Here is a 21,902-nt window from a genome sequence, read left to right as displayed (position 1 = left end):
CCCGGCCTGCGCGACACTGCGCACCCGTTCCGGGACGACCCGAGTCCGATGGCGCAGCTGCTGGTCCTGCACGGCCCCAACCTCAACCTGCTCGGCACCCGCGAGCCGGAGGTCTATGGCCGCGCGACCCTCGCCGACATCGACGCCGACCTGGCCGCGCGCGCCGCGGCGGCTGGGCACCGGCTGGAAAGCCTGCAATCGAACGCCGAGCACGTGCTGGTCGAGCGCGTGCAGGCCGCGCGCAGCGACGGCACCGCCTTCATCCTGGTCAACCCGGCGGCGTTCACGCATACCTCGGTGGCGCTGCGCGACGCCCTCGCCGCGGTCGCCATCCCCTACATCGAACTCCACCTGTCCAACCCGCACGCCCGCGAACCCTTCCGCCACCACAGCTATTTCAGCGACAAGGCGGTCGGCGTGGTCTGCGGGTTCGGCGCCGACTCCTACCGCTACGCCCTCGATGCCGCGCTCGCGCGGCTGACGGCCTGACCCCGAGGTACCCCGATGGACCTGCGCAAGATCAAGAAGCTGATCGACCTGCTGGAAGAATCCAACCTGGCCGAAATCGAGATCAAGGAAGGCGAGGAATCCGTGCGCCTGGCGCGGGTGCCGAAGGGCGCGCTGGCCGCGCCGGCGCCGGTGGTCCACCACGTCGCCGCGCCTGCCCCGGCCGCGCCGGCGATGCCGATGCAGTCCCCGGTCGAGGCCGCCACCGGCGGCGCCCCGAAGGCGCATGGCCACGACCTGCCGGACGGCCACGTGGTGCGCGCGCCGATGGTCGGCACCTTCTACGCCAGCCCCTCGCCTGACAAGCCGGCATTCGTGTCGGTCGGCCAGGCGGTCAAGGCCGGCGAGACGCTCGGCATCATCGAGGCGATGAAGATGTTCAACCCGATCGAGGCCGACGTCTCCGGCACCGTGGTGGCGATCAAGTGCGAGAGCGGCCAGCCGGTCGAATTCGACCAGCCGCTGTTCGTGATCGCCTGAACGGGGAGCGCCCGATGCTCGAGAAAGTCGTCATCGCCAACCGCGGCGAGATCGCGCTGCGCATCCTGCGCGCCTGCCACGCGCTGGGCATCCGCACGGTCGCGGTGCATTCCACCGTGGACCGCAACCTCAAGCACGTGGCCATGGCCGACGAGTCGGTGTGCATCGGCCCGGCGCCGTCGCCCGAGAGTTACCTCAACATGCCGGCGATCATCGCCGCCGCCGAGGTCACCGACGCCCAGGCCATCCACCCCGGCTACGGTTTCCTGTCGGAGAACGCCGACTTCGCCGAACGCGTGGAGCAGAGCGGCTTCGTGTTCATCGGCCCGAAGGCCGACACCATCCGCCTGATGGGCGACAAGGTCGAGGCGATCCGCGCGATGAAGGCCGCGGGCGTGCCCTGCGTGCCCGGCAGCGGCGGCCCGCTCGGCGACGATGCCGCCACCAACATCCGCATCGCCGCGGAGATCGGCTACCCGGTGATCGTCAAGGCGGCCGGCGGCGGCGGCGGGCGCGGCATGCGCGTGGTGCACACCGAGGCCGCGCTGGCCAATGCCATCGCCACCACCAAGTCGGAGGCCAAGGCGGCGTTCGGCAACGACATGGTGTACATGGAGAAGTTCCTGGAGAACCCGCGGCACGTGGAGATCCAGGTGCTGGCCGACGGCCAGGGCAACGCCATCCACCTGGGCGAGCGCGACTGCTCGATGCAGCGCCGCCACCAGAAGGTGGTGGAGGAAGCGCCCGCGCCCGGCATCACCCCCGAGCAGCGCGCCGAGATCGGCAAGGTCTGCGTCGAGGCCTGCCTGCGCATCGGCTACCGCGGCGCCGGCACCTTCGAGTTCCTGTACGAGGCGGGCCGCTTCTATTTCATCGAGATGAACACCCGCATCCAGGTCGAGCACCCAGTGACCGAGCTGGTGACCGGCATCGACCTGGTCCGCGAGCAGCTGCTGATCGCCGCCGGCCACAAGCTGTCGATCAGGCAGTCGGACGTGGTGCTGAAGGGCCATGCGATCGAGTGCCGCATCAACGCGGAAGACCCGGATACCTTCCTGCCCTCGCCCGGCCTGGTGACCCATTTCCATTCGCCGGGCGGCCCGGGCGTGCGGGTGGATTCGCACATCTACGAGGGCTACCGCGTCCCGCCGAACTATGACTCGATGATCGGCAAGCTGATCGTGCACGGCGCCGACCGCGAGCAGGCGATCGCGCGGATGCGGGTGGCGCTCAGCGAGATGGTGGTGGACGGGATCAAGACCAACGTGCCGCTGCAGCAGCGGATCCTGGCCGATGGCGGCTTCGCGGCCGGCGGGCAGAACATCCACTACCTCGAGAAGAAGCTCGCCGAGCGCAAGGAAAAGGCGCTGTCGCTGCGCTGATCGCGTGCGACGTGGCCGCCCGCGGCCCCGTTTTGCGCTTACCGGGGGAGAGCCACTTCCCGGAACCGCCATGCAGCGCCGCCACGTCCTCGCCTTCGCCCTCGCCGCCACCATCGTCGCCCTGCCCGCGTCCAGCCAGCAGGGCAAGAATCCACCGACCAACCTCTACATCGACGTCCTCACCCACAACATGGCCGGGATGCCGGACATGGGCGGGATGATGGGCGGGCTGGGCGGCTTCATGGCCCGCCGCATGGGCGGCGATGCCGGCAAACCGACGTATCCGACCACGCGCGCCGGCGGCATGACCGGGCAATACCTGGACATCGCCCTGCACAACAGCCTGAAGCCCGGCGTCGAGGCGCAGGACGTCGTGCCCGCCGGCCTGAAACTGGGCAAGTCGCTCGCGTTGACGCCGATCGGCCCGCGCGAGGACGGCAAGGGCACGATGGCGCCGGGCAAGGTGCCCGACATCCAGGTGAAGATCACCGAGTACTGGGGCTGCGGCGCCAGCGTGCGCCCGGGCCAGCCCAAGGTGGCGACGTTCAAGCTGAAGGGGAATGGCAAGACCGTCGACCCCGACAACCCGATGGGCGCGATGCAGGGCATCGACTTCCAGGCCACCGGCAGCATCTCCAACGAGATCCGCGCGGTCGACCGCGACATCGACCTCAAGCCGGGCTGGGTGTATTGGCCGAACCCGAAGCACGGCAAGCAGGTCCCGGGCGGCGCGCGCCTCGCCGGCGAGCACCGGATCACCGGCGACGGCATCCCGGCGTCGATGCAGTTCCAGGTGGCGCAGGCGGCCGATTTCATGCCCAAGCTCGCACTGCGCACGCAAGGCGAGATGACCGACGCGATCGGCCTGTCCTGGCCTGCGGTCGAACGCGCCCGCGGGTACCACATCACCGGCATGCACATGCAGGTGCTCGGCGAGAATTCGTACGCGATCACCATGTGGAGCAGCGCCGAGCTGCCCGGCGCGCGCGAGGACCTGCACGCCAATCTCACCGGCGGCCAGCTCGAGAAGTGGCTGAAGCAGAAGGTCTTGCTGCCCGCCACCGCCACCAGCTGCACCATCCCGAAGGGCATCTTCGCGGGCACGTCGAAGGTGGACGGCCGGCAGGCGACGATGCCCGGCATGCTCAACATGACCGCGTATGGCCCCGAGAGCTGGATCACCTATCCGCCGAAGCCTGCCGATCCGAAGCAACCGTGGAACCCGGAATGGAGCGTACGCTTGCGCGCCCGGTCCAGCGCCTCGGCGATCCTCGGGCTGGATTTCGGCGGCATGCAGCAGATGGAAGAGGATGGCGAGGACGGCCAGCCGCAGCAGAAGAAGCCCGGCATGAAGGGATTGCTCAAGGGCATCCTCGGCGGTTGACCGACGCCGGGCTTGTCGCCGCCCGGCCGCGCGGCGACCATGGGCGCCGGTCGATCCCCCGGCGCCCCGCATGCCCTACCTGCAACTCGCCCTGCCCTGCACCGAACGCCTGCAGCCGCGCTATGAACGCGCGCTGGAGGACGTCGGCGCGCTCGCGGTGACCCTGCAGGACGCGCACCTCGATGCCGCCGACGAGCAGGCGATCTTCGAGCCGGGCGTCGGCGAGATTCCGTTGTGGGACGAGATGACCCTGACCGCGCTGTTCGATGCCGAGGCCGACGGTCTGGCGCTGCTCGCCGCGCTGGATGCCTTCGATCCCGAACTCGACTGGTCGCGCGCGCGCTTCGAGGTGGTCGAGGACCAGGACTGGGAACGCGCCTGGCTCGACCAGTTCCGGCCGATGCGCTTCGGTGCGCGCACCTGGATCGTGCCGTGGAACCACGAGGTCCCGGCCGAGGCCGGCAGCGACGCCGCGATCGTGCGACTCGACCCGGGCCTGGCGTTCGGCTCGGGGACCCACCCGACCACCGCGCTGTGCCTGCAGTGGCTGGACGCGCTGGCAAGCGCCGGCGAATTGCAGGGCCGCGCGGTGCTCGACTTCGGGTGCGGCAGCGGCATCCTCGCGCTGGCCGCGCTCAAGCTGGGCGCGGGCACCGCGACCGGCGTCGACAACGACCCGCAGGCCTTGCTGGCCACCGCCGACAACGCCGATCGCAACGGCGTCGCCATCGCCGCCTGGCTGCCAGCCGACGAACCCCCGGCGCGCTACCCGGTGGTGGTCGCGAACATCCTCGCGTCTGCGCTGGACGCGCTGGCCGAGACCCTCGCCCAGCGCACCGCGCCCGGTGGCCGGCTGGCGATGTCGGGCATCCTCGCCGGCCAGGAGGACGCGCTGCTGGCGCGCTATGCCGCGTGGTTCGACGAGCTCCGCGTCGCCCGCGAGGAGGACTGGGTGCGGATCGACGGCAGGCGCCGCGCGTGAGCAGCGACCCGAGCTTCCTGCGCAAGCCCGCGCCCGCGCGCCGTCGCGTCGGCGAGTGGATCGCGTTGGTCGTCCTCGGCCTGCTGCTGGCGGTGCAGCTGTTCCTCGCCCAACGCGCGCAACTCGCTGCGGATGCGCGCTGGCGCCCGCTGGTGCAGGCCATCTGCGACGTCGCCGGTTGCAGCGTGCCGGCATGGCGCGAGCCCGGCGCGTTCGCGATGCTCGCGCGCGACGTGATCGCGGTGCCCGGGCGCCCCGGCGTGCTGCGCGTGCAGGCCAGCATTCGCAACGACGCGCGCTGGCCGCAGCCCTGGCCCGCGCTGCGCCTTAGCCTGGCCGACGCCAGCGGGCGCGTGCTCGGTGCGCGCCGCTTCGCGCCCACCGACTACCTCGGTCGCGCGCCGGGCACGGCGACCCTGGCCCCCGGCCAGGCCGCGCAACTGGCGTTCGACATCGCCGAACCCGGCGCCGGCGTGGTCGCGTTCGACTTCCGCTTCGAATGACGTGCGCCACGTCGCAAGCGCGACAAGGTGAATGCGCCAGCGGCCTGACACGCGCCGCAGCATCGCGCTAGACTGCCGGCCCGCACCGATGACCCGGCTCGATGCGGTTCCGCGCCACAGGGGTCCTGCTTGAACATCTCCGCCGACCGCCACGACGCCCAGCGCGCGCCCTTGCGCGACCACGTCGCCAATTCCGTGCGCCGCTACCTGCACGACCTGGACGGCTGCGAGACCGACGACCTCTACGAGATCGCGCTGCGCGAACTGGAGATCCCGCTGTTCGCCGAAGTCCTGCGGCATTGCGAGGGCAACCAGAGCCGCGCCGCGGCGATGCTGGGCATCCACCGCGCCACCCTGCGCAAGAAGCTGCGCGACTACGGGATGGGCTGAGCCCGGGAGGCCGCCGGCCGCGGCCTATAATGGCGGCTTCCCCACCGCTGCATCCCTTCCCATGACCGCTGCCGCCCCCGCCAGCGGCGCATTCGCCGGCCGTCCGGTGACCGTGCGCCGCGCCCTGCTGTCCGTGTCCGACAAGACCGGCCTGCTCGACCTCGCCACCGCCCTGCACGCGCGCGGTGTCGAACTGCTCTCGACCGGCGGCACCGCGAAGGCATTGCGCGATGCCGGCCTTGCGGTGAAGGACGTCAGCGAGGTCACCGGCTTCCCGGAAATGATGGATGGCCGAGTCAAGACCCTGCATCCGCTGGTGCACGGCGGCTTGCTGGGCCGCGCCGGCATCGACGACTCGGTGATGGCCGCGCATGGCATCGGCGCCATCGACCTGCTGGTGCTGAACCTGTATCCGTTCGAGGCCGTCACGGCGCGCGCCGACTGCACGCTGGCCGACGCGGTGGAGAACATCGACATCGGCGGCCCGGCGATGCTGCGCAGCGCGGCGAAGAACTTCGCCCGCGTCGCGGTGGCCACCGATCCGTCGCAGTACGCGGGCCTGCTGGCCGAGCTCGATGCGCACGACGGCGCGCTGTCCGCGCAGACCCGCTTCGCCCTGTCGGTCGCGGCGTTCAATCGCGTCGCGCAGTACGACGCCGCGATCAGCCACTACCTCTCGGCGATCACCGATGCGTCCACCGCAGTGCCGGTGCGCGCGATGTTCCCGGCACAGGCGAACGGCAACTTCGTCAAGGTGATGGACCTGCGCTACGGCGAAAACCCGCACCAGCAGGCCGCGTTCTACCGCGACCTCTGGCCCGCGCCCGGCTCGCTGGCGACGCTGGAACAGCTGCAGGGCAAGGAGCTCAGCTACAACAACATCGCCGACAGCGACGCCGCGTGGGAATGCGTGCGCCAGTTCGACGCGCCGGCCTGCGTGATCGTCAAGCACGCCAATCCCTGCGGCGTGGCGGTGGGCAGCGGCTGCCTTGATGCCTACGAGCGCGCCTACGCCACCGATCCGACCAGCGCATTCGGCGGGATCCTGGCGTTCAACACGCCGCTCGACGGCGCGACCTGCAAGGCGATCCTCGATCGCCAGTTCGTCGAAGTGCTGATCGCGCCGGATTATGATGACGCCGCGCTGGCCTATGCGAAGAGGAAGGCCAACGTGCGCGTGCTGCGCATCCCGCTGGCGCCGCCGTCGCCCGGTTTCATCGACACCAAGCGCATCAACTCCGGGATGTTGATGCAGACCGCCGACGACCGCGTGGTCTCGCGCGACGAACTGAAGGTGGTGACGCAGCGCGCGCCGACCGAGGCGCAATTCGCCGACCTGCTGTTCGCGTGGAAGGTGGCGAAGTTCGTGAAGTCCAACGCCATCGTGTATGCGAAGGACCAGCAGACCATCGGCGTCGGCGCCGGGCAGATGAGCCGCGTGTATTCGGCGCGCATCGCCGGCATCAAGGCGACCGACGCGGGGCTGGTGGTGCCGGGTTCGGTGATGGCCAGCGACGCATTCTTCCCGTTCCGCGACGGCATCGACGCCGCGGCCGACGCCGGCATCCAGGCGGTGATCCAGCCGGGCGGCTCGATGCGCGATGCCGAGGTGATCGCCGCCGCGGACGAGCACGGCATCGCGATGGTATTCACCGGCGTGCGGCATTTCAGGCATTGAGCAATTCCTCCCTCTCCCCTCGCGGGAGAGGGAAGCGCGCGCAGCGCGCAGGGAGAGGGGTCGCTTGAACGGAACATTCCCTCTCCCGCCCTTCGGGCACCCTCTCCCACAAGGGGAGAGGGAATGACAGGCAATCATTCGGCAGGTGGATGCATCATGAAACTCCTCGTCATCGGTTCCGGCGGTCGCGAGCACGCGCTGGCGTGGAAGCTGGCGCAGTCGCCGCGCGTCTCCGAAGTCCTGGTGGCACCGGGCAACGCCGGCACCGCGACCGAGCCGAAGTGCCGCAACGTCGCGGTCAAGGCCACCGACATCGACGGCCTGCTGCGGCTGGCGCAGGACGAAGGCGTGGCGCTGACCGTGGTCGGCCCCGAGCAGCCGCTGGTGGCCGGCGTGGTGGATGCGTTCCGCGCGCAGGGCCGTCGCATCTTCGGGCCCACCGCCGCGGCCGCGCAGCTGGAAGGCAGCAAGGCCTACGCCAAGGACTTCCTGCAACGACACGGCATCCCCACCGCGTTCTACGCCGTGCACACCGACGTCGACGCCGCGCTGACCTACGTCCGCGACAAGGGCGCGCCGATCGTGGTCAAGGCCGATGGCCTGGCCGCGGGCAAGGGCGTGATCGTGGCGATGAGCCTGCAGGAGGCCGAGGACGCCGTGCGCGACATGCTCTCGGGCAACGCGTTCGGCGACGCCGGCGCGCGCGTGGTGATCGAGGAATTCCTGGACGGCGAGGAAGCCAGCTTCATCTCGATGGTCGACGGCCGGACCGCGCTGCCGATGGCCACCAGCCAGGACCACAAGCGCGTGGGCGATGGCGACACCGGCCCCAACACCGGCGGCATGGGCGCGTACTCGCCTGCGCCTGTGGTGACGCCCGAGGTACACGCGCGCGTCATGCGCGAGGTGGTGAACCCGACCGTGCAGGGCATGATCGCCGACGGCGTACCGTTCACCGGCTTCCTCTACGCCGGGCTGATGATCGACGCCAGCGGCGCGCCGAAGGTGATCGAGTTCAACGTGCGCTTCGGCGACCCGGAGACCCAGCCGGTGATGCTGCGCCTGCAGTCCGACCTGGTCGACCTCGTGGACGCCGCGATCGACGGCAAGCTCGACCGGATCGACGCGCACTGGGATCCGCGGCCTTCTCTCGGCGTGGTGATGGCCTCGGCGCCGTATCCGGACACGCCGGTGACCGGCGACGTGATCTCCGGCCTCGACGCGGTACCGGCCGATGCCAAGGTCTTCCACGCCGGCACCGCGCTGGATGCGCATGGCCAGGTCATCGCCACCGGCGGGCGCGTGCTGTGCGCCTGCGCGCTCGGCGACAGCGTGGCCGATGCGCAACAGCGGGCCTACGCGGGCGTCGCCGCGATCCACTGGACGCACGAGTTCCACCGCCGCGACATCGGCTGGCGGGCGATCGCGCGGGAACGCGCGGCGGGCTGAGCCTCAGCCCGCGCTGCCCGTCGCCGGCACCAGCACGCGCGACGCCCCATGCGGGGCGCCGCGCAGGTACTGCGGCGAAGCCGCGGCCTGCGCACCGAGCACGGCCGCGGCATGCCAGGGCCAGCGCGGATCCCACAGCAGCGCGCGGGCCAGCGCCACCGCGTCGGCCCGGCCGTCGGCCAGCACCGCCTCGGCCTGTGCGGGTTCGGTAATCAGGCCCACCGCGACCACCGGCATCGCGACCTCGCGCTTGATCGCCTCGGCGAAATGCAGCTGGTAACCGGGACCGATCGCGATCTGTTGCGCCGGGTGCAGTCCGCCGCTGGACACGTGGATGAAATGGCAGCCGCGCGCGTCCAGGGCGCGCGCCAGCACGAGGCTCTGCGCCAAGTCCCAGCCGCCCTCCACCCAGTCGCTGGCGGAGATGCGGATGCCCACCGACATGCTGGGGGGCACCGCGGCCTTGACCGCGTCGAACACCGCCAGCACCAGCCGCATGCGGTTCTCCAGCGAACCGCCGTAATCGTCGTCGCGCTGGTTGCTGAGCGGCGACAGGAACTGGTGCAGCAGGTAGCCATGCGCCGCATGCACCTCGATCAGGTCCAGGCCAAGGCGCGCCGCGCGACGGGCGGCCTCGGCGAAGGCGGCGACGACGGCATCGATGCCAGCCTGGTCGAGCGCGCGCGGCAACGGGCTGGCCGCGTTGTAGGGAATCGCCGACGGCGCGACCACCTCCCAGCCGCGCGGATCGCCATCCTGGATTGCGCCACCGCCGGCTTCCCACGGCTTGAGCGTGGACGCCTTGCGCCCCGCATGCGCCAGCTGCACGCCGACCGGCATCGGCGACCAGCGCCGCACCGAGGCCAGCGCCCGCGCGAACGCGGCTTCGGTGGCGTCGTCGTACAGACCAAGGTCGGCCCAGCTGATCCGGCCGGCGGGATCGACGGCGGTGGCTTCGGTGATCAGCAGGCCGGCGCCGGATTGCGACAGCGTGCCCCAGTGCTGCACATGCCAGTCGTTGGCCTCGCCGTCGACCGACGAGTACTGGCACATCGGCGCGACCACGATGCGGTTCGACAGCTGCAATGGGCCCAGCGCCAGCGGGGCGAACAGGTGGCTCATGCGGATCCTCCAGGCAAGGCCGGCATCATCGGTGCCGGGGGCACGCGCGATCAACGCCACCGGCGCAACGCTGTCGCCCGCCGGGTTCAGCGCGGCGGCAGCGCGTCCAGCGCCTTGAGCACCTGCTCCGCGAGCAGAGGCTGCGCGGCTGCGACCGGGTGCAGGTTGTCGGCCTGGAACCAGCGCCGCTCGGTGCCCAGCGGGGCCAGGAAATGCGGCACCAGGCCGGTGCCCAGGCGCTGGCTGATCAGCACGTAGCTGCGCTGGAAGTCGGTGGCGTAGCGGCCGAAGTTGGGCGGCAGCTGCAGCCCGACCAGCAGCACCCGCGCGCCGGCCGCCTGCGCGGTGCCGATCATCCAGCCCAGGTTCGCGCCCAGTTGCGCCAGCGGCAGGCCGCGCAGGCCGTCGTTGGCGCCCAGTTCGATGACCACGATGTCCGGCCGCACCCGCCGCACTTCCGCGGCGATCCGGCTGCGCCCGCCGGCGGAGGTCTCGCCGGAGAGGCTGGCGTTGTGGAAGGCGTAGCGCGCCGATTTCGCGTCGGCCAGCGGCACCCAGCCCTGGTCCGCGCGCAGGCCGTAGGCGGCCGACAATGAATCGCCCATCACCAGGACCTTCAGCTCACGCGCATGCGCCGCCGGTGCCGCTAGCATCGCCAGCATGACGCCCAGCCACAGCCCCCACGACCGCACCCTCGATCCCATCGCGTCCGTCCTTCCCGGTCAGCAGGCCGACGACGCTAGCACGCCTGCGCGCGGCAGCCTGCGAACGCGCGACGTCGGCAAGACCGTGCCGTTGCCGGACGGCGCGCTGACCATCCTCGACGGGATCAGCCTGGACATCGCCGCCGGCGAACGGGTGGCGATCGTCGGCGAGTCCGGCTCCGGCAAGACCACCCTGCTCTCGCTGCTGGCCGGCCTGGACGTGCCCAGCCATGGCGAGGCCTGGCTCGATGGCCGCCCGATCCACGCCGCCGACGAGGACGCGCGCGCGGCCCTGCGCGCGCAGGCGGTCGGCTTCGTGTTCCAGAACTTCCAGCTGATGCCGGCAATGAGCGCGCTCGACAACGTGGCGCTACCGCTGGAACTGCGCGGCGAGGCCGGCGGCGCGATCGCACGCAGCCTGCTGGAACGGGTCGGGCTGGGCCAGCGCCTGCACCACCTGCCGCGCCAGCTGTCCGGCGGCGAGCAACAGCGCGTGGCCATCGCCCGCGCGTTCGCGACCCGGCCACGGATCCTGTTCGCCGACGAACCGACCGGCAACCTGGACCGCAAGACCGGGCTCGCCATCGAGGATCTGCTGTTCGGCATGGACGATGCGCGCCAGACCACGGTGGTGGTGGTGACCCACGACGAGCGCCTGGCCGCGCGCTGCGACCGCCAGTTGCGGCTCGACGCCGGGCGCCTGCTCCCGTGACCGCGCGCGGGATGTGGCGGATGGCCGGGCGCCAGGCCTGGGCCGGCTGGCGCAATGGCGAATTCGGCGTGCTGATGGCGGCGCTGTTCGTCGCCGTGCTGGCGCTGGCCGGGGTCGGCAGCATCGCCCAGCGCACCACCGACGCCTTGGCCGAACAGAGCCGGCGCCTGGTCGGCGGCGATGCCGCGTTCACCAGCGACGACCGCGCGATCGACGCCGCGCTGGCCGACGCCCGCACGCTGGGCCTGCGCGCGTACCGCAGCGTGGAGCTGTCGAGCATGGTCGGCAGCGGCAACGCCGCGCCGCAACTGGGCACGCTGAAGGCGCTGGCCGACGACGCCCCGCTGCTGGGCGCGTACCGCGTGCGCACCGCCAGCGGCGTGCAGACGCTGCCGCGCCCCGCCGCCGGCACCCTGTGGCTGAGCGCCAGCGGCGCCGAACGCATGCGTACCCCGCTCGGCGGCATCGTCGAAGTCGGCGGCCGCCCGCTGCGGCTGGCCGGCATCGTGGTCGAGGAACCCGATCGCCCGCTCAACGGCGTGGAACTCGGGCCGCGGGTGATCCTGCCGCTGGCCGAGGTCGAGGCCGGCGGCCTGCTCGGTCCCGGCGCGCGCGCGTCGTGGCGGGTCGCAGTGGCCGGCGCGCCGGCGGCGATCGCGCGCTGGGTGAAGGCGCGCGAGGCCGACCGCAGCCCGGGCGCGCGGGTGGAAACCGGCGACGACCTGAGCCCGCAGTTGCGGGCCGCGCTGGACCGCGCGCAACGCTTCCTGTCGGTGTCGCTGGTGCTGACCGCCGCGCTGGCCGCGGTGGCGATCGGCATGGCCGCGCGCCAGCACGCCGAACGCCATCGCCAGGTCGCCGCCACCCTGCGCGCGCTGGGCGCCGGGCAACGCGCGATCGTCGGCCTGTACGTCGGCCAGCTCGCGCTGCTCGGCGGCATCGCGATCCTGCTCGCGCTGGCCGCGGCCGGCGTGCTGCAACACCTCGCCGGCGGTTGGATCGCGCGCCAACTCGGCACCACCCTGCCCGCGGCGACCGCGTGGCCGCTGCTGAAGGGCGCGCTGGTCGGGCTGTGGATCCTGCTCACGTTCGCGCTGCCGCCGCTGCTCGCACTGCGCCGGGTCAGCGCGCTGGCGGTGTTGCGCAGCGACCTGCGCACGCCCTCGCCGCCGGCGCTGGCGTTGTTCGCGCTGGCGATGGTCGGCCTGCTCGCGCTGTTCTGGCAGGCCGCGGGCAATGCGCAGGCCGCGGGCATCCTGCTCGGCGGCCTGCTGGCCACCACCCTGGTGCTCGGCATCGCCGGCTGGGCGCTGGCCGCGCTGGTCGCGCGCGCCGGGCGCGGCGGCAGCGGCATCGTCCGCTATGCGCTGCTCAACCTGTCGCGACGCCGGCGCCTGACCATCGCGCAGGTGGTCGCGCTGGGCACCAGCCTGATGGCGCTGCTGCTGTTGCTGCTGGTGCGCACCGACGTGTGGGAACAGTGGCAGGCCACCGTGCGCGGCGATGCGCCGAACCGCTTCGTGATCAACGTGCAGCCGGACCAGCGCACGAGCTTCGACGCGGTGCTGCGCCAGCTGTCGCTGTCGCCGGCCGGGTTCTCGCCGCTGATCCGCGCGCGCTACATCGGCCCCAGCGCGCAGCAGCGCGGACGCCCGGCGCCGCAGGGCCGCGGCGAGCGCCTCGCCGACCGCGAGTTCAACCTGTCCACCGCCGACGCCCTGCCCGCCGGCAACACGCTGAAGGCCGGCGCGTTCTGGAACCCGCGCTCCGCGCGCAACGAGTTCTCGGTGGAGACCAAGTTCGCCGAACAGCTGCGCTGGCGGCTCGGCGACACCATCGCGTTCGACGTCGCCGGCCAGCGCATCGAGGGCCGCATCACCAGCCTGCGCGACGTGCGCTGGGAGAGCTTCACCCCCAACTTCTTCGTGCTGGCCTCGCCCGACCTCGCGCGCGACCTGCCTGCCACCTACATCACCGCGGTCAAGGTGCCGGTCGGCGACACCCGCCTCGCCAGCGCGCTGGCGCAGGCGGTGCCGAACGCCAACGTGATCGACATCGACGCGATCACCGGCGAGATCCGGCGCATCGGCGACCAGGCGGCGATGGTGATCCAGGTGGTGTTCTGGTTCGCCTTCCTGTCCGGCTGCCTGGTGTTCGTGGCGGCGGTGGCGGCGACCCGCCGCGAGCGCATCACCGAGCTCGGCGTGCTGCGCACGCTGGGCGCCAGCAGCGCGCAACTGCGCAATGCGCAGCTGGTCGAGTTCGGGGCGATCGGCGCGATCGCCGGCGGCATCGCGGCGGTGGCGGCGGCCGGCATCGGCACCCTGTTCGCGCAACGCGTGCTGGACCTGCCGCCGACCTGGAGCGGGACCACGCTGGCGACCGGCGCGCTGGTCGGCACCGCGGCGGCGATGCTGGCCGGCTGGCTGAGCATGCGCCGGCACCTGCACGCGACCGTGCGCGAGACCCTCGGCGCAGCCGGCTGAGCCGGCTCAGCGGTCCAGGCGCGCGAACCCGAACAACCCCGCGAGCGGATGGCGCCTGCCCTGCAGGCCCATCCGCAGCAGGCGCGCGCCGATCGCCGAGTAGGTGATGCCGTTGCCGCCGTAGGCCATCGCGAACAGCACGCGCGGGCCCCATTGCGGGGTCGCGCCGAAGAACGGCAGGCCGTCCTCGGTCTCGGCAAAGGTGCCGGCCCAGCTGAAAGTGGGCTCGGCATCCAGCTGCGGCAACAACTTCGCGATGCGCTTGCGCAGGCGCTTGACCTTGGCCGGCACGCGGCGGTCGCGGCGCGCGGGGATGTCGTGCGCATCGTCTTCGCCGCCGACCACCAGCCGGCCGTCGCCAGTGCCGCGCAGGTAGAGGTAGGGCCGCGCGCTTTCCCACAGCAGGGTGTGGGCCCACGGGCCGAGCGCGCCGCCAGGCAGCGGATCGGTGACGTAGGCGTAACTGCTCGCGTTGCGCGCCACCTTGCGCGCCAGCCAATGCTGGTTGGCATAGCCGGCGGCCAGCACCACGTGCCCGGCGCGCAGCGTCGCGCCATCGCCGGTGCGCAGCCGCACGCCGCGAGTGCCGGCCTCCATCGTCTCGACGGTGCTGCGGTCGAAGATGCGCACGTCCTGCCGCGACAGCCGTTCCAGCAGGCGATGCGCGAAGCGGTACGGATCCACCCGCGCGCCGGTGCGGCTGAGGATCGCGCCCGGCGCGTCGATGCCGTAGCCCGCCTGCAACGCCTCGCGCGGCAGCCATTCGACCGGCAGTCCGTGCCGCGCCCGCAGCGCGCATTCGTCCTCCAGCGTGCCGCGATGCCACGGCCGGCTGGCGTAGTACAGGCTGTCGCAGCGCGAGAAATCGACGTCGCCCAGCGCGCGCGCCAGGCCGTCCAGCGCATCGATCGCCTGCGCGCAGGCACGGTAGGCCAGCGCGGCATCGGCCTCGCCATAGCGCTTGGCGAGATCGCCGAGGTGCGTGTCGATTTCGTATTGCAGCATCGCGGTGCTCGCGGCGGTGCTGCCCCAGCCGATGTCGCGCTGCTCGACCACCACCACGTCGATGCCGTGCGCCGCCAGTTCGCAGGCGATCAGCGCGCCGGTGATGCCGCCGCCGACCACCGCGACCTCGCAGGCGGCATCCGCCTCCAGCCGCGGAAAGGCCTGCATCAGTCCGTTCTTCACGGCCCAGTACGGATACCCGCTCTTAAGATCCATCGCCGCATCGCCGCCATCGAGGATGCGCAGGGTTCCACCCGGCGCGTGCAGGCGGCATCAACAACGAGGACCCCATGGCCACCGACACCATCTACGACGCCCTACGCGAGAGCCACGAACGCCAGCGCAGCCTGTGCCGCAAGCTGGTCCGCGCCAAGCCCGGCACCCAGGACCGCATTTCGATCTTCAAGCAGTTGCACGTCGAGCTGGAGGCGCACGCCGCCGCCGAGGAGCGCTTCCTCTACGCGCCGGCGCTGATGGACGACGCCGGCCTGAAGTCCTCGCGGCACGCGCTGCACGAGCACCACGAGATCGAGGAGCTGGTGGAAGACCTGCACAAGGCCGATGCCGAGGGCGGACAGTGGCTGGCGGTGGCGCGCAAGCTCTCGGAGAAGGTGCACCACCACCTGCGCGAGGAAGAGAAGAAGTTCTTCCAGGTCACCGGCAAGATCCTCAGCGACACCGCCAAGCAGCAGGCCGCGCGCAAGTACCGCCGCGACTACGCGCGCATGCTGGAGAAGCTGTCGGCCTGAGCCGGCTCAGACGTTGGCGGCCTCGGCCGGCAGGTCGGTCGCCAGCGGCGCCGCGCCCGCGCCGGGGATCGGCTGCACCGGCGGCATGCCGAGGGTGAACGCGGTCATCGACAGCGAGCCCAGCGCGTAGCCATCGACCAGCACGTCGGTCGCAGTCCCGGCCTCGGCGGCCAGTCCGGCGAGGTAGAGCAGCGGCAGGAAATGCTCGTCGGTCGGCACCGCCAAGCGGTAGTCGCGATGCCCCGCCAGCGACGAGATGTCCTGCGGGCGTTCGCGCATCAGCGCACGCGCGTCCTCGTCGAAGCGCCGCGCCCAGTCGAAGCCGGCATCCGGCTGCCGCCAGTCGATCGCGCGCAGGTTGTGCACCACGTTGCCGCTGCCGACCACCAGCACGCCGCGCGCGCGCAGCGCGGCCAGCTTCGCGCCCAGTCGCAGGTGCCAGTCCAGCGGCTTGCGCGCATCCAGCGACAGCTGCACCACCGGGATGTCGGCGTCGGGGAAGGCATGCACCAGCACGCCCCAGGTGCCGTGGTCCAGGCCCCAGCCATCGCGGTCGGCGCCGACCGCGTCCGGCGACACCGCATCCGCCACTTCCTCGGCCAGCGCCGGCAACCCGGGCGCGGGGTACTGCACCTCGAACAGCGCCGGCGGGAAGCCGTAGAAATCGTGGATGGTGCGCGGCCGCGGCATCGCGGTGACCGCCAAGCCATCGACATGCCAGTGCGCCGACACCGCCAGGATCGCGCGCGGGCGCGGCACCGCCGCCCCGAACGCGCGCCAGGCCCCGGTGTAGCGGTTGCGGTCCAGCGCGTTCATCGGGCTGCCATGGCCGAGGAAGGCGGCGGGCATCAGCGGCGTGGCGGTCATGGCCGGTCCTCGCGGGGGTGAGCCTGCACTGTAGGGATGCCCCGGCGCCGGCACGAGGGCGGCGGGTGGAACGATGCATCCCCGTCGCGCGGGGCGCGTCAGCCCAGCAACCAGCGCGTCCAGGTCGCGGCGATGCCCGCGCGCCACAGGATCGCGACCGCCACCAGGTTCAGCACCACGGTCAGCCAGAACGCCTGCTGGAAGGACTGCTTCGACGTCTTGTGCTTCACCACCTGCTGCGCAATCAGGCCGCCCGGCCAACCGCCCAGCAGGTCCAAGGTGTGCAGGGTGCTTTCCGGCGTGCGCCGCCAGCGCGGCCTGCCCGCCACTTCCTTATCGATGCTGTACGCCAGGTACGACGCCGCGCTCAGCAGCAGGTAGCCCAGGCCGATCACCGCAGGCAAGGTGCCGACCACCATCAGCCCGACCACAGCCGCCAGGAACAACGTGCCGATCGCGACCCGGGGGATGCGCCTCGGCGGCCTGCGCGGGCGCATGTCGCGCTCGGGTGCCGGCGCCGGGGTCAGGATGCGCTGCCCGGCGAACCGGACCTCGGTGGCGTTCAAGCGCCCGCGCGCGTCGGGCACCGCGGCATAGGAAATGAGATCGCCCTCCGCGGGCCGACGCCCGGACACCTGGAACGCCTTGATGTGCACGAAGGCGCGCGTGCCGCCATCGTGCGGGGTGACGAAGCCGAAGCCCTTCTCGTCATTCCACTGGCTGATCCGTCCCGCGTATCGCATCGCGCCCCCGTCCGTCGCCGCGTTCATGCGCGCAGGATCTTCCCCAGCGCCCGGCCCTTCCCCAATTCGTCCAACAGCTTGTCCAGCTGGCGGATCTGGCGCATCAGCGGGTCGGCCACGTCCTCCACCCGCACCCCGCAGACCGTGCCGGTGACCAGGTGCGCGTTGGGGTTGAACGCCGGCGCTTGCGCGAAGAATGCCCGCAGGTCCACATCGCCCTGCTCCAGCGCGCGCAGGTCCGCGGCGGTGTAGCCGGTCAGCCACTGGATGACGGCATCCAGCTCGTCCTGGCTGCGGCCCTTGGCGACGACCTTCTTCAGGTAGACCGGGTAGAGCTTGGCCCAGTGGAGGGCGAAGACTTTTTCGAGCTGCATGGGGTGCCTGCGGGCGTGGCGGGGTCTTGTGTTGTGAGTCGCGACATTGACGAACTAGGGCTGCGGTCGCGGTAGATCACTTGAATTTTGGCTGCGGCCGCGCAGTGACTCGTACAGCTGACCTGGTCCGAGCAGGATGTCGCGCAGCCCATCTTGAATTCGGGGCGAGTTGAGCGCCTGGCTGCTCATCGTCGTATGCGCGTCCAGCGCATCGATGATGGCATCGAGCAATGCCTGCCTCAGATCTGGGGAATTGGCGAACTGTTCCTTGCTGTTGCTGGCAGCCTGCTCGACCAGCATCGCGTTCTCCAACAGCTTGCCTTTCAAAACACCATTCACGTAAACAAGCTGGTCGTCGTCCGTGAGCTGGCCCTCGAACAATCCGTTCACCCTCTCGATGATTTCCGAGAGGTAGGCCTGTTGCTTCTCCTGCACATGCCCGCTGCCGGCTGCATCAATCGGTGGAAGTTTCAGGGCTTCACCTGCGCCCAGGTACAACGCCTGGTTACCGCCAGTACGCAACGTGTGGTGAGTCAACACGATCGCGGACAGATCCACCTGTTCGCGCTCTCGTCCGAACTCCAGCAACGGCAACAGGCGCTTGTAGAAGATGAAGCGCTTCTCGATGTCGGTATTCCCGTAATCGAACATTTGCGAAAGAAATGCGTAAAGACGCACATAGGCGCCGAGATCACTCTTGAATAGCACCAGTGCGTCAATGGCCTCCTTCGCCGCCTTGATCGCACCGTCGTCATTCGCAGCCTCTGCGGACGCCTTGGCCTGCTGGGACGCGCGATAGCGCTTCAGCAAGCGATCGGCAACGGGTGCGATGGCGGCACTGAGTTGGGCTTGCGTACCGGTCGGATCCGTCTCCACCTTGGCGACGCGATCCACTTCGAAACTGTCGTAATGACCGCTGGCATCGAGCTTGGCGCGCAAGTCATAGATCAGATGCGGATCGGTGGTGGCTTCCAGTGCAGCGGTTTCGTAATACGTCTGGAACGCCTTCAGGACCTCTGCCGGATCATTGGCGAAGTCCAGGATGTAGGTAGTGTCCTTGCCGGGGTACGCACGGTTGAGTCGGGACAGCGTCTGGACCGCTTGGATGCCACCGAGCAGCTTGTCCACGTACATGCCGCACAGCAGCGGCTGGTCGAAGCCGGTCTGGAACTTGTTGGCCACCAGCAACAGGTGGAATTCCGGCTTGGCGAACGCCTCCCGGATGTCACCCTTGAGCGTCGGGTTGAGCAACTTGCTGGTCTCGGTGACTCCCTCCGGGTAGCTCTCGGGATCATTGACCTCGCCTGAGAACGCCACCAGCACACCGAGGGGATAGCCCTGGCGCTCGATGTAGCCTCGGATCGCCTTTTGCCAGCGCACCGCTTCCTTGCGCGACCCCACCACCACCATGGCCTTGGCCTTGCCATCCAGCAGCGGCTGCACGTTCTCGCGATAGTGCTCCACCACGATCTGCACCTTGGCTGCGATGTTGTAGGCGTGCAAGCGCACCCACTGCATGATGCCTTTCATCGCTGCGGATCGCTCCACAGCCGTTTGGTCGAACTCCTGTCCTTGATGCGCCAAGCGAAACGCTAGGTCATATGGCGTGTAGTTGCGCAGCACATCGAGAATGAAACCTTCCTCGATGGCCTGACGCATCGAATACACATGAAATGGCTGTGGCAAGCCATCCGCGCCGGGCCGGCCGAACAGCTCCAGGGTCTTGGCCTTGGGCGTGGCGGTAAAGGCCAGGTAAGTCAGTCCTTCGTTCGCGCCCGCGCGTGCCGCCATGCCAGCCGCCAACAGCGCCTCAGTATCGAGCTCGCCGCCATCCTGCAGCTCTGCCCATTCCTGCGCGCTCAGCAACTGCTTGAGCTTGGCGGCGGACTCGCCGGTCTGCGAACTATGCGCCTCGTCGGCGATGACCGCAAAGCGCTTGCCCTCCGTCGCTGCCAGTTCCTGCACGGCTTGCAATGCGAACGGGAAGGTCTGGATGGTGCAGACGATGATCTTCTTGCCATCCTTCAACGCTTGCCCCAATTCCGCGCTCTTGCTGCCGGAGCCCCCGGTGATGGATGCCACCACGCCAGTAGTGCGTTCGAAATCGAAGATCGCCTCCTGCAACTGCGCATCCAGCACGTTGCGATCGGATACCACCAACACGCTGTCGAACAGCTTGCGGTTACCGGCATCGTGCAGATCGGCCAGGAAATGCGCGCTCCAGGCGATGGAGTTGGTCTTGCCGGAGCCGGCGGAGTGCTGGATCAGGTAGCGCTGCCCTGCCCCATTCGCAAGGACGTCCGCCACCAGCATGCGGGTGGCATCGAGCTGGTGGTAGCGCGGGAAGATCACGCTGGTCAGTTGCTTGCGGTCGTCGCGCTTGCCGATCAGATAACGGCCCAGGATTTCCAGCCAGCTGTCACGCGCCCAGACCTGTTCCCATAGGTAGCTGGTCGCGAAGCCGTCGGGATTCGGCGCATTGCCCGCGCCACCCGCGTTGCCGCGATTGAACGGCAGGAAACGCGTCGCTGCGCCTTGCAAGCGCGTGGTCATCATCACTTCGGCCTGGCTCACCGCAAAGTGCACCAGCGCCCCGCCCGGGAATCCCAGCAACGGCTCCGCACGCCCGCCCTTCGGCTGTGGAGGACGGTCGAAGCGGTACTGGTCCACCGCATCGCCCACGGATTGGGTGAAATCGGATTTGAGCTCGGCCGTGGCCACGGCAATGCCGTTGACGAACAGCACCAGGTCAACGCTGTCCTGCGTGTTGTTCAGCGAATGGTGGACCTGCCGCACCACCCGAAGTCGGTTGGCCGCGTAGTGCTGCTCGATCACCGGATTCATTGCCAGCGCAGGCTTGAACTGCACCACCGAAAGTGGCGCCTTCAGCCCCACCATTTCGACGCCACGGCGCAGCACATCCAGAGTGCCGCGCTCGTCCAGACTCTTGCGCATCCGCGAGGCCACGCGCTCGCCGAGCTGCGAGCCATGCGTCTTGATCAGCGCCTGCCAGCTGGCCGGTTGCGTCTGTTCGATCCATGCCAGCAGGTCCGGCAAGAACAGCGAATGTTCGCGGTCGTAGCGCGCGGCATCATCCTCTGCGTAAAGCCAGCCGTTGGCGGCAAGGTGCTCGCAGATCTCACGTTCGAAGTGGTGTTCGCGGTGCAGATTCATGCGAGTGCTGCCCCCGCAGCGGGAATATCGTCCGTGAACAGTCGCACGTAGGGTTCGTAGCGGAACCTGCGATTGCGTGCGAAACCCGTCATCTCCACCAGGATGCCCAGTTCCACCAGGCGGGCAACCAGCACGTTGGCAGCGGCATATGTCGTCCCAATCAGCGCCTGGACTTCGGCCACGGTCACGATGGGTCGGTTGAACAGGCTCTCCAGCACGCGATGCCCATTGCCGGCCGCGCGACCCAGCCCATCGGTAATCGCCGTCCGATGCTGCTCCCGCAGCAACTGGATGCGTCGCGCGGTATCCGAGGCCTCGCCTGCGACCTCGATGACGCCACGCAGGAAGAACGCCAGCCACGCCTCCCAATCGCCATGGTCGCGCACCGCCTGCAAGTGATCGTAGTAGGACTGGCGATGCTGGCGGAAGTAGTGCGAGAGGTAGAGCACCGGCTTGTGCAACACGCCGCACTCGGTCAGGAGGAACGTGATCAGGAGCCGTCCCACTCGCCCATTGCCATCCAGGAACGGGTGGATCGTTTCGAACTGCACGTGCGCCAAGGCGATTTTCACCAAGGGCGGCAAGCCGTCATCGCAATGGAGGAACGTCTCCAGATCGCCCAACGCTTGCGGCACCTCTTCGTGCGGCGGTGGAACGAAGCTGGCAGTCGCCAGCGTGCAGCCGCCCGGACCGATCCAATTCTGGCTGCGGCGCAGCTCGCCCGGTTGCAAGCGACCGCCGCGCACGCCCTGCATCAGTTGTTCGTGGATTTCCCGAATCAGGCGCACCGAGACCGGCAGCTCCGCCAACCGGGCCAGGCCGTGCTTCATCGCACGCACGTAATTGACCACCTCATCCACGTCACGCGGCATGGTCTCGTCGAAGAGGTTGGCCTCGGCGGCCAGCAAGTCCTGCAGGGAGCTCTGGGTGCCCTCGATCTGGCTGGAGAGCACCGCCTCCTTGCGCACGTACATGAAGACGAACAGATCCGGATTGGGCAGGGTCAATACGGACCCATCCAGCCTGCCCAGCGCGCGGTCCGCCTGCGAGAGCAAGCCCGGCAGGTCGCCGGACAGGGCGACCGGAGGATCCGGTGGCAATGGCGCCGGGATGAACGCCCGGTAGCCGGTCGGTTGGCGTAGGTAGCGACCGGCACGGATGGAGGCGATCTGCTGGGTCATGCGCAATCCCCGGTTGCGCATGGCTCCGAA

At 70.0% G+C, this 21,902-nt stretch carries 20 protein-coding genes; 12 read left to right on the top strand and 8 right to left on the bottom strand.

Annotated features, from left to right (window positions below; all coding sequences use genetic code 11):
• Positions 1-48 precede the first annotated feature (48 nt).
• The 9 genes from aroQ (at position 49) to purD (ending at position 8,755) form a co-directional block, all read left to right on the top strand.
• Positions 49-489: a type II 3-dehydroquinate dehydratase gene (gene aroQ / locus ON759_RS11420; protein WP_271680513.1), complete on the top strand. Its 441-nt coding sequence runs from the start codon at positions 49-51 to the stop codon at positions 487-489.
• 15 nt (positions 490-504) lie between these two features.
• Entirely contained in the window at positions 505-987 is a 483-nt protein-coding gene (gene accB / locus ON759_RS11415) for an acetyl-CoA carboxylase biotin carboxyl carrier protein (RefSeq protein WP_271680512.1), read from the top strand.
• Between the two features lie 14 nt (positions 988-1,001).
• The gene (gene accC, locus ON759_RS11410) at positions 1,002-2,369 is read left to right on the top strand and encodes an acetyl-CoA carboxylase biotin carboxylase subunit (protein ID WP_271680511.1); all 1,368 of its coding nucleotides are present in this window, start codon (positions 1,002-1,004) and stop codon (positions 2,367-2,369) included.
• A 70-nt stretch (positions 2,370-2,439) separates the two neighbouring features.
• Positions 2,440-3,753: a hypothetical protein gene (locus tag ON759_RS11405; protein ID WP_271680510.1), complete on the top strand. Its 1,314-nt coding sequence runs from the start codon at positions 2,440-2,442 to the stop codon at positions 3,751-3,753.
• A gap of 70 nt (positions 3,754-3,823) precedes the next feature.
• Positions 3,824-4,735, top strand: coding sequence for a 50S ribosomal protein L11 methyltransferase (prmA, locus tag ON759_RS11400; RefSeq protein WP_271680509.1), 912 nt, complete (start codon positions 3,824-3,826; stop codon positions 4,733-4,735).
• A complete protein-coding gene (locus ON759_RS11395; protein ID WP_271680508.1) occupies positions 4,732-5,238 on the top strand; it encodes a DUF3426 domain-containing protein in 507 nt (168 codons plus the stop codon). Before prmA ends, ON759_RS11395 begins: the two co-directional genes overlap by 4 nt.
• A 129-nt stretch (positions 5,239-5,367) precedes the next feature.
• The gene (gene fis / locus ON759_RS11390; RefSeq protein WP_271680507.1) at positions 5,368-5,628 is read left to right on the top strand and encodes a DNA-binding transcriptional regulator Fis; all 261 of its coding nucleotides are present in this window, start codon (positions 5,368-5,370) and stop codon (positions 5,626-5,628) included.
• 61 nt (positions 5,629-5,689) lie between these two features.
• Positions 5,690-7,306 (top strand): bifunctional phosphoribosylaminoimidazolecarboxamide formyltransferase/IMP cyclohydrolase, encoded by a 1,617-nt coding sequence (gene purH / locus ON759_RS11385; protein ID WP_271680506.1) that lies wholly within the window; start codon positions 5,690-5,692, stop codon positions 7,304-7,306.
• A 156-nt stretch (positions 7,307-7,462) separates the two neighbouring features.
• Entirely contained in the window at positions 7,463-8,755 is a 1,293-nt protein-coding gene (purD, locus tag ON759_RS11380) for a phosphoribosylamine--glycine ligase (protein ID WP_271680505.1), read from the top strand.
• A gap of 3 nt (positions 8,756-8,758) precedes the next feature.
• On the opposite strand, the gene ON759_RS11375 is transcribed toward purD, so the two are convergent.
• Both ON759_RS11375 and ON759_RS11370 read right to left on the bottom strand, forming a co-directional pair.
• The gene (locus ON759_RS11375) at positions 8,759-9,877 is read right to left on the bottom strand and encodes an NADH:flavin oxidoreductase/NADH oxidase (RefSeq protein ID WP_271680504.1); all 1,119 of its coding nucleotides are present in this window, start codon (positions 9,875-9,877) and stop codon (positions 8,759-8,761) included.
• A gap of 86 nt (positions 9,878-9,963) precedes the next feature.
• Positions 9,964-10,539 (bottom strand): arylesterase, encoded by a 576-nt coding sequence (locus ON759_RS11370; RefSeq protein WP_271680503.1) that lies wholly within the window; start codon positions 10,537-10,539, stop codon positions 9,964-9,966.
• On the opposite strand from ON759_RS11370, the gene ON759_RS11365 reads away from it, so the two are divergent.
• Both ON759_RS11365 and ON759_RS11360 read left to right on the top strand, forming a co-directional pair.
• Positions 10,538-11,293 (top strand): ABC transporter ATP-binding protein, encoded by a 756-nt coding sequence (locus tag ON759_RS11365; protein WP_271680502.1) that lies wholly within the window; start codon positions 10,538-10,540, stop codon positions 11,291-11,293. The genes ON759_RS11370 and ON759_RS11365 overlap by 2 nt on opposite strands.
• 20 nt (positions 11,294-11,313) lie before the next feature.
• A complete protein-coding gene (locus tag ON759_RS11360) occupies positions 11,314-13,779 on the top strand; it encodes an ABC transporter permease (protein WP_271680501.1) in 2,466 nt (821 codons plus the stop codon).
• A gap of 6 nt (positions 13,780-13,785) precedes the next feature.
• Here the strand turns inward: ON759_RS11360 and ON759_RS11355 are convergent, their stop codons facing one another.
• Positions 13,786-15,000, bottom strand: a complete 1,215-nt coding sequence (locus ON759_RS11355; RefSeq protein ID WP_271680500.1) for an NAD(P)/FAD-dependent oxidoreductase — start codon at positions 14,998-15,000, stop codon at positions 13,786-13,788.
• Positions 15,001-15,074: 74 nt separating this feature from the next.
• Here ON759_RS11355 and ON759_RS11350 point away from each other — a divergent pair, with 74 nt between their 5' ends.
• Positions 15,075-15,533, top strand: coding sequence for a hemerythrin domain-containing protein (locus ON759_RS11350; RefSeq protein ID WP_271680499.1), 459 nt, complete (start codon positions 15,075-15,077; stop codon positions 15,531-15,533).
• 6 nt (positions 15,534-15,539) lie between these two features.
• Here ON759_RS11350 and ygiD read toward each other — a convergent pair whose 3' ends face one another.
• The 5 genes from ygiD to ON759_RS11325 form a co-directional block, all read right to left on the bottom strand.
• Positions 15,540-16,400, bottom strand: coding sequence for a 4,5-DOPA-extradiol-dioxygenase (gene ygiD, locus ON759_RS11345; RefSeq protein ID WP_271680498.1), 861 nt, complete (start codon positions 16,398-16,400; stop codon positions 15,540-15,542).
• Positions 16,401-16,498: 98 nt separating this feature from the next.
• Complete coding sequence (locus ON759_RS11340) at positions 16,499-17,170, bottom strand: cold shock and DUF1294 domain-containing protein (protein ID WP_271680497.1); 672 nt, start codon at positions 17,168-17,170, stop codon at positions 16,499-16,501.
• The gene (locus ON759_RS11335) at positions 17,167-17,517 is read right to left on the bottom strand and encodes a DUF2200 domain-containing protein (protein ID WP_271680496.1); all 351 of its coding nucleotides are present in this window, start codon (positions 17,515-17,517) and stop codon (positions 17,167-17,169) included. The genes ON759_RS11340 and ON759_RS11335 overlap by 4 nt, the downstream gene beginning before the upstream one ends.
• A 54-nt stretch (positions 17,518-17,571) precedes the next feature.
• Positions 17,572-20,691 carry a type I restriction endonuclease subunit R gene (locus ON759_RS11330; RefSeq protein ID WP_271680495.1) on the bottom strand — a complete coding sequence of 1,040 codons (3,120 nt, stop codon included), beginning with the start codon at positions 20,689-20,691 and terminating at the stop codon, positions 17,572-17,574.
• Positions 20,688-21,872: a Fic family protein gene (locus ON759_RS11325; RefSeq protein WP_271680494.1), complete on the bottom strand. Its 1,185-nt coding sequence runs from the start codon at positions 21,870-21,872 to the stop codon at positions 20,688-20,690. Before ON759_RS11325 ends, ON759_RS11330 begins: the two co-directional genes overlap by 4 nt.
• Positions 21,873-21,902: the final 30 nt, after the last annotated feature.

The organism is Thermomonas mangrovi (genome assembly GCF_028201335.1).
GTDB classification, from domain to species: domain Bacteria; phylum Pseudomonadota; class Gammaproteobacteria; order Xanthomonadales; family Xanthomonadaceae; genus Thermomonas; species Thermomonas mangrovi.
The sequence above is the reverse complement of the archived record's forward strand: the minus strand, read 5'-3'. Positions and strand labels throughout refer to the sequence as shown.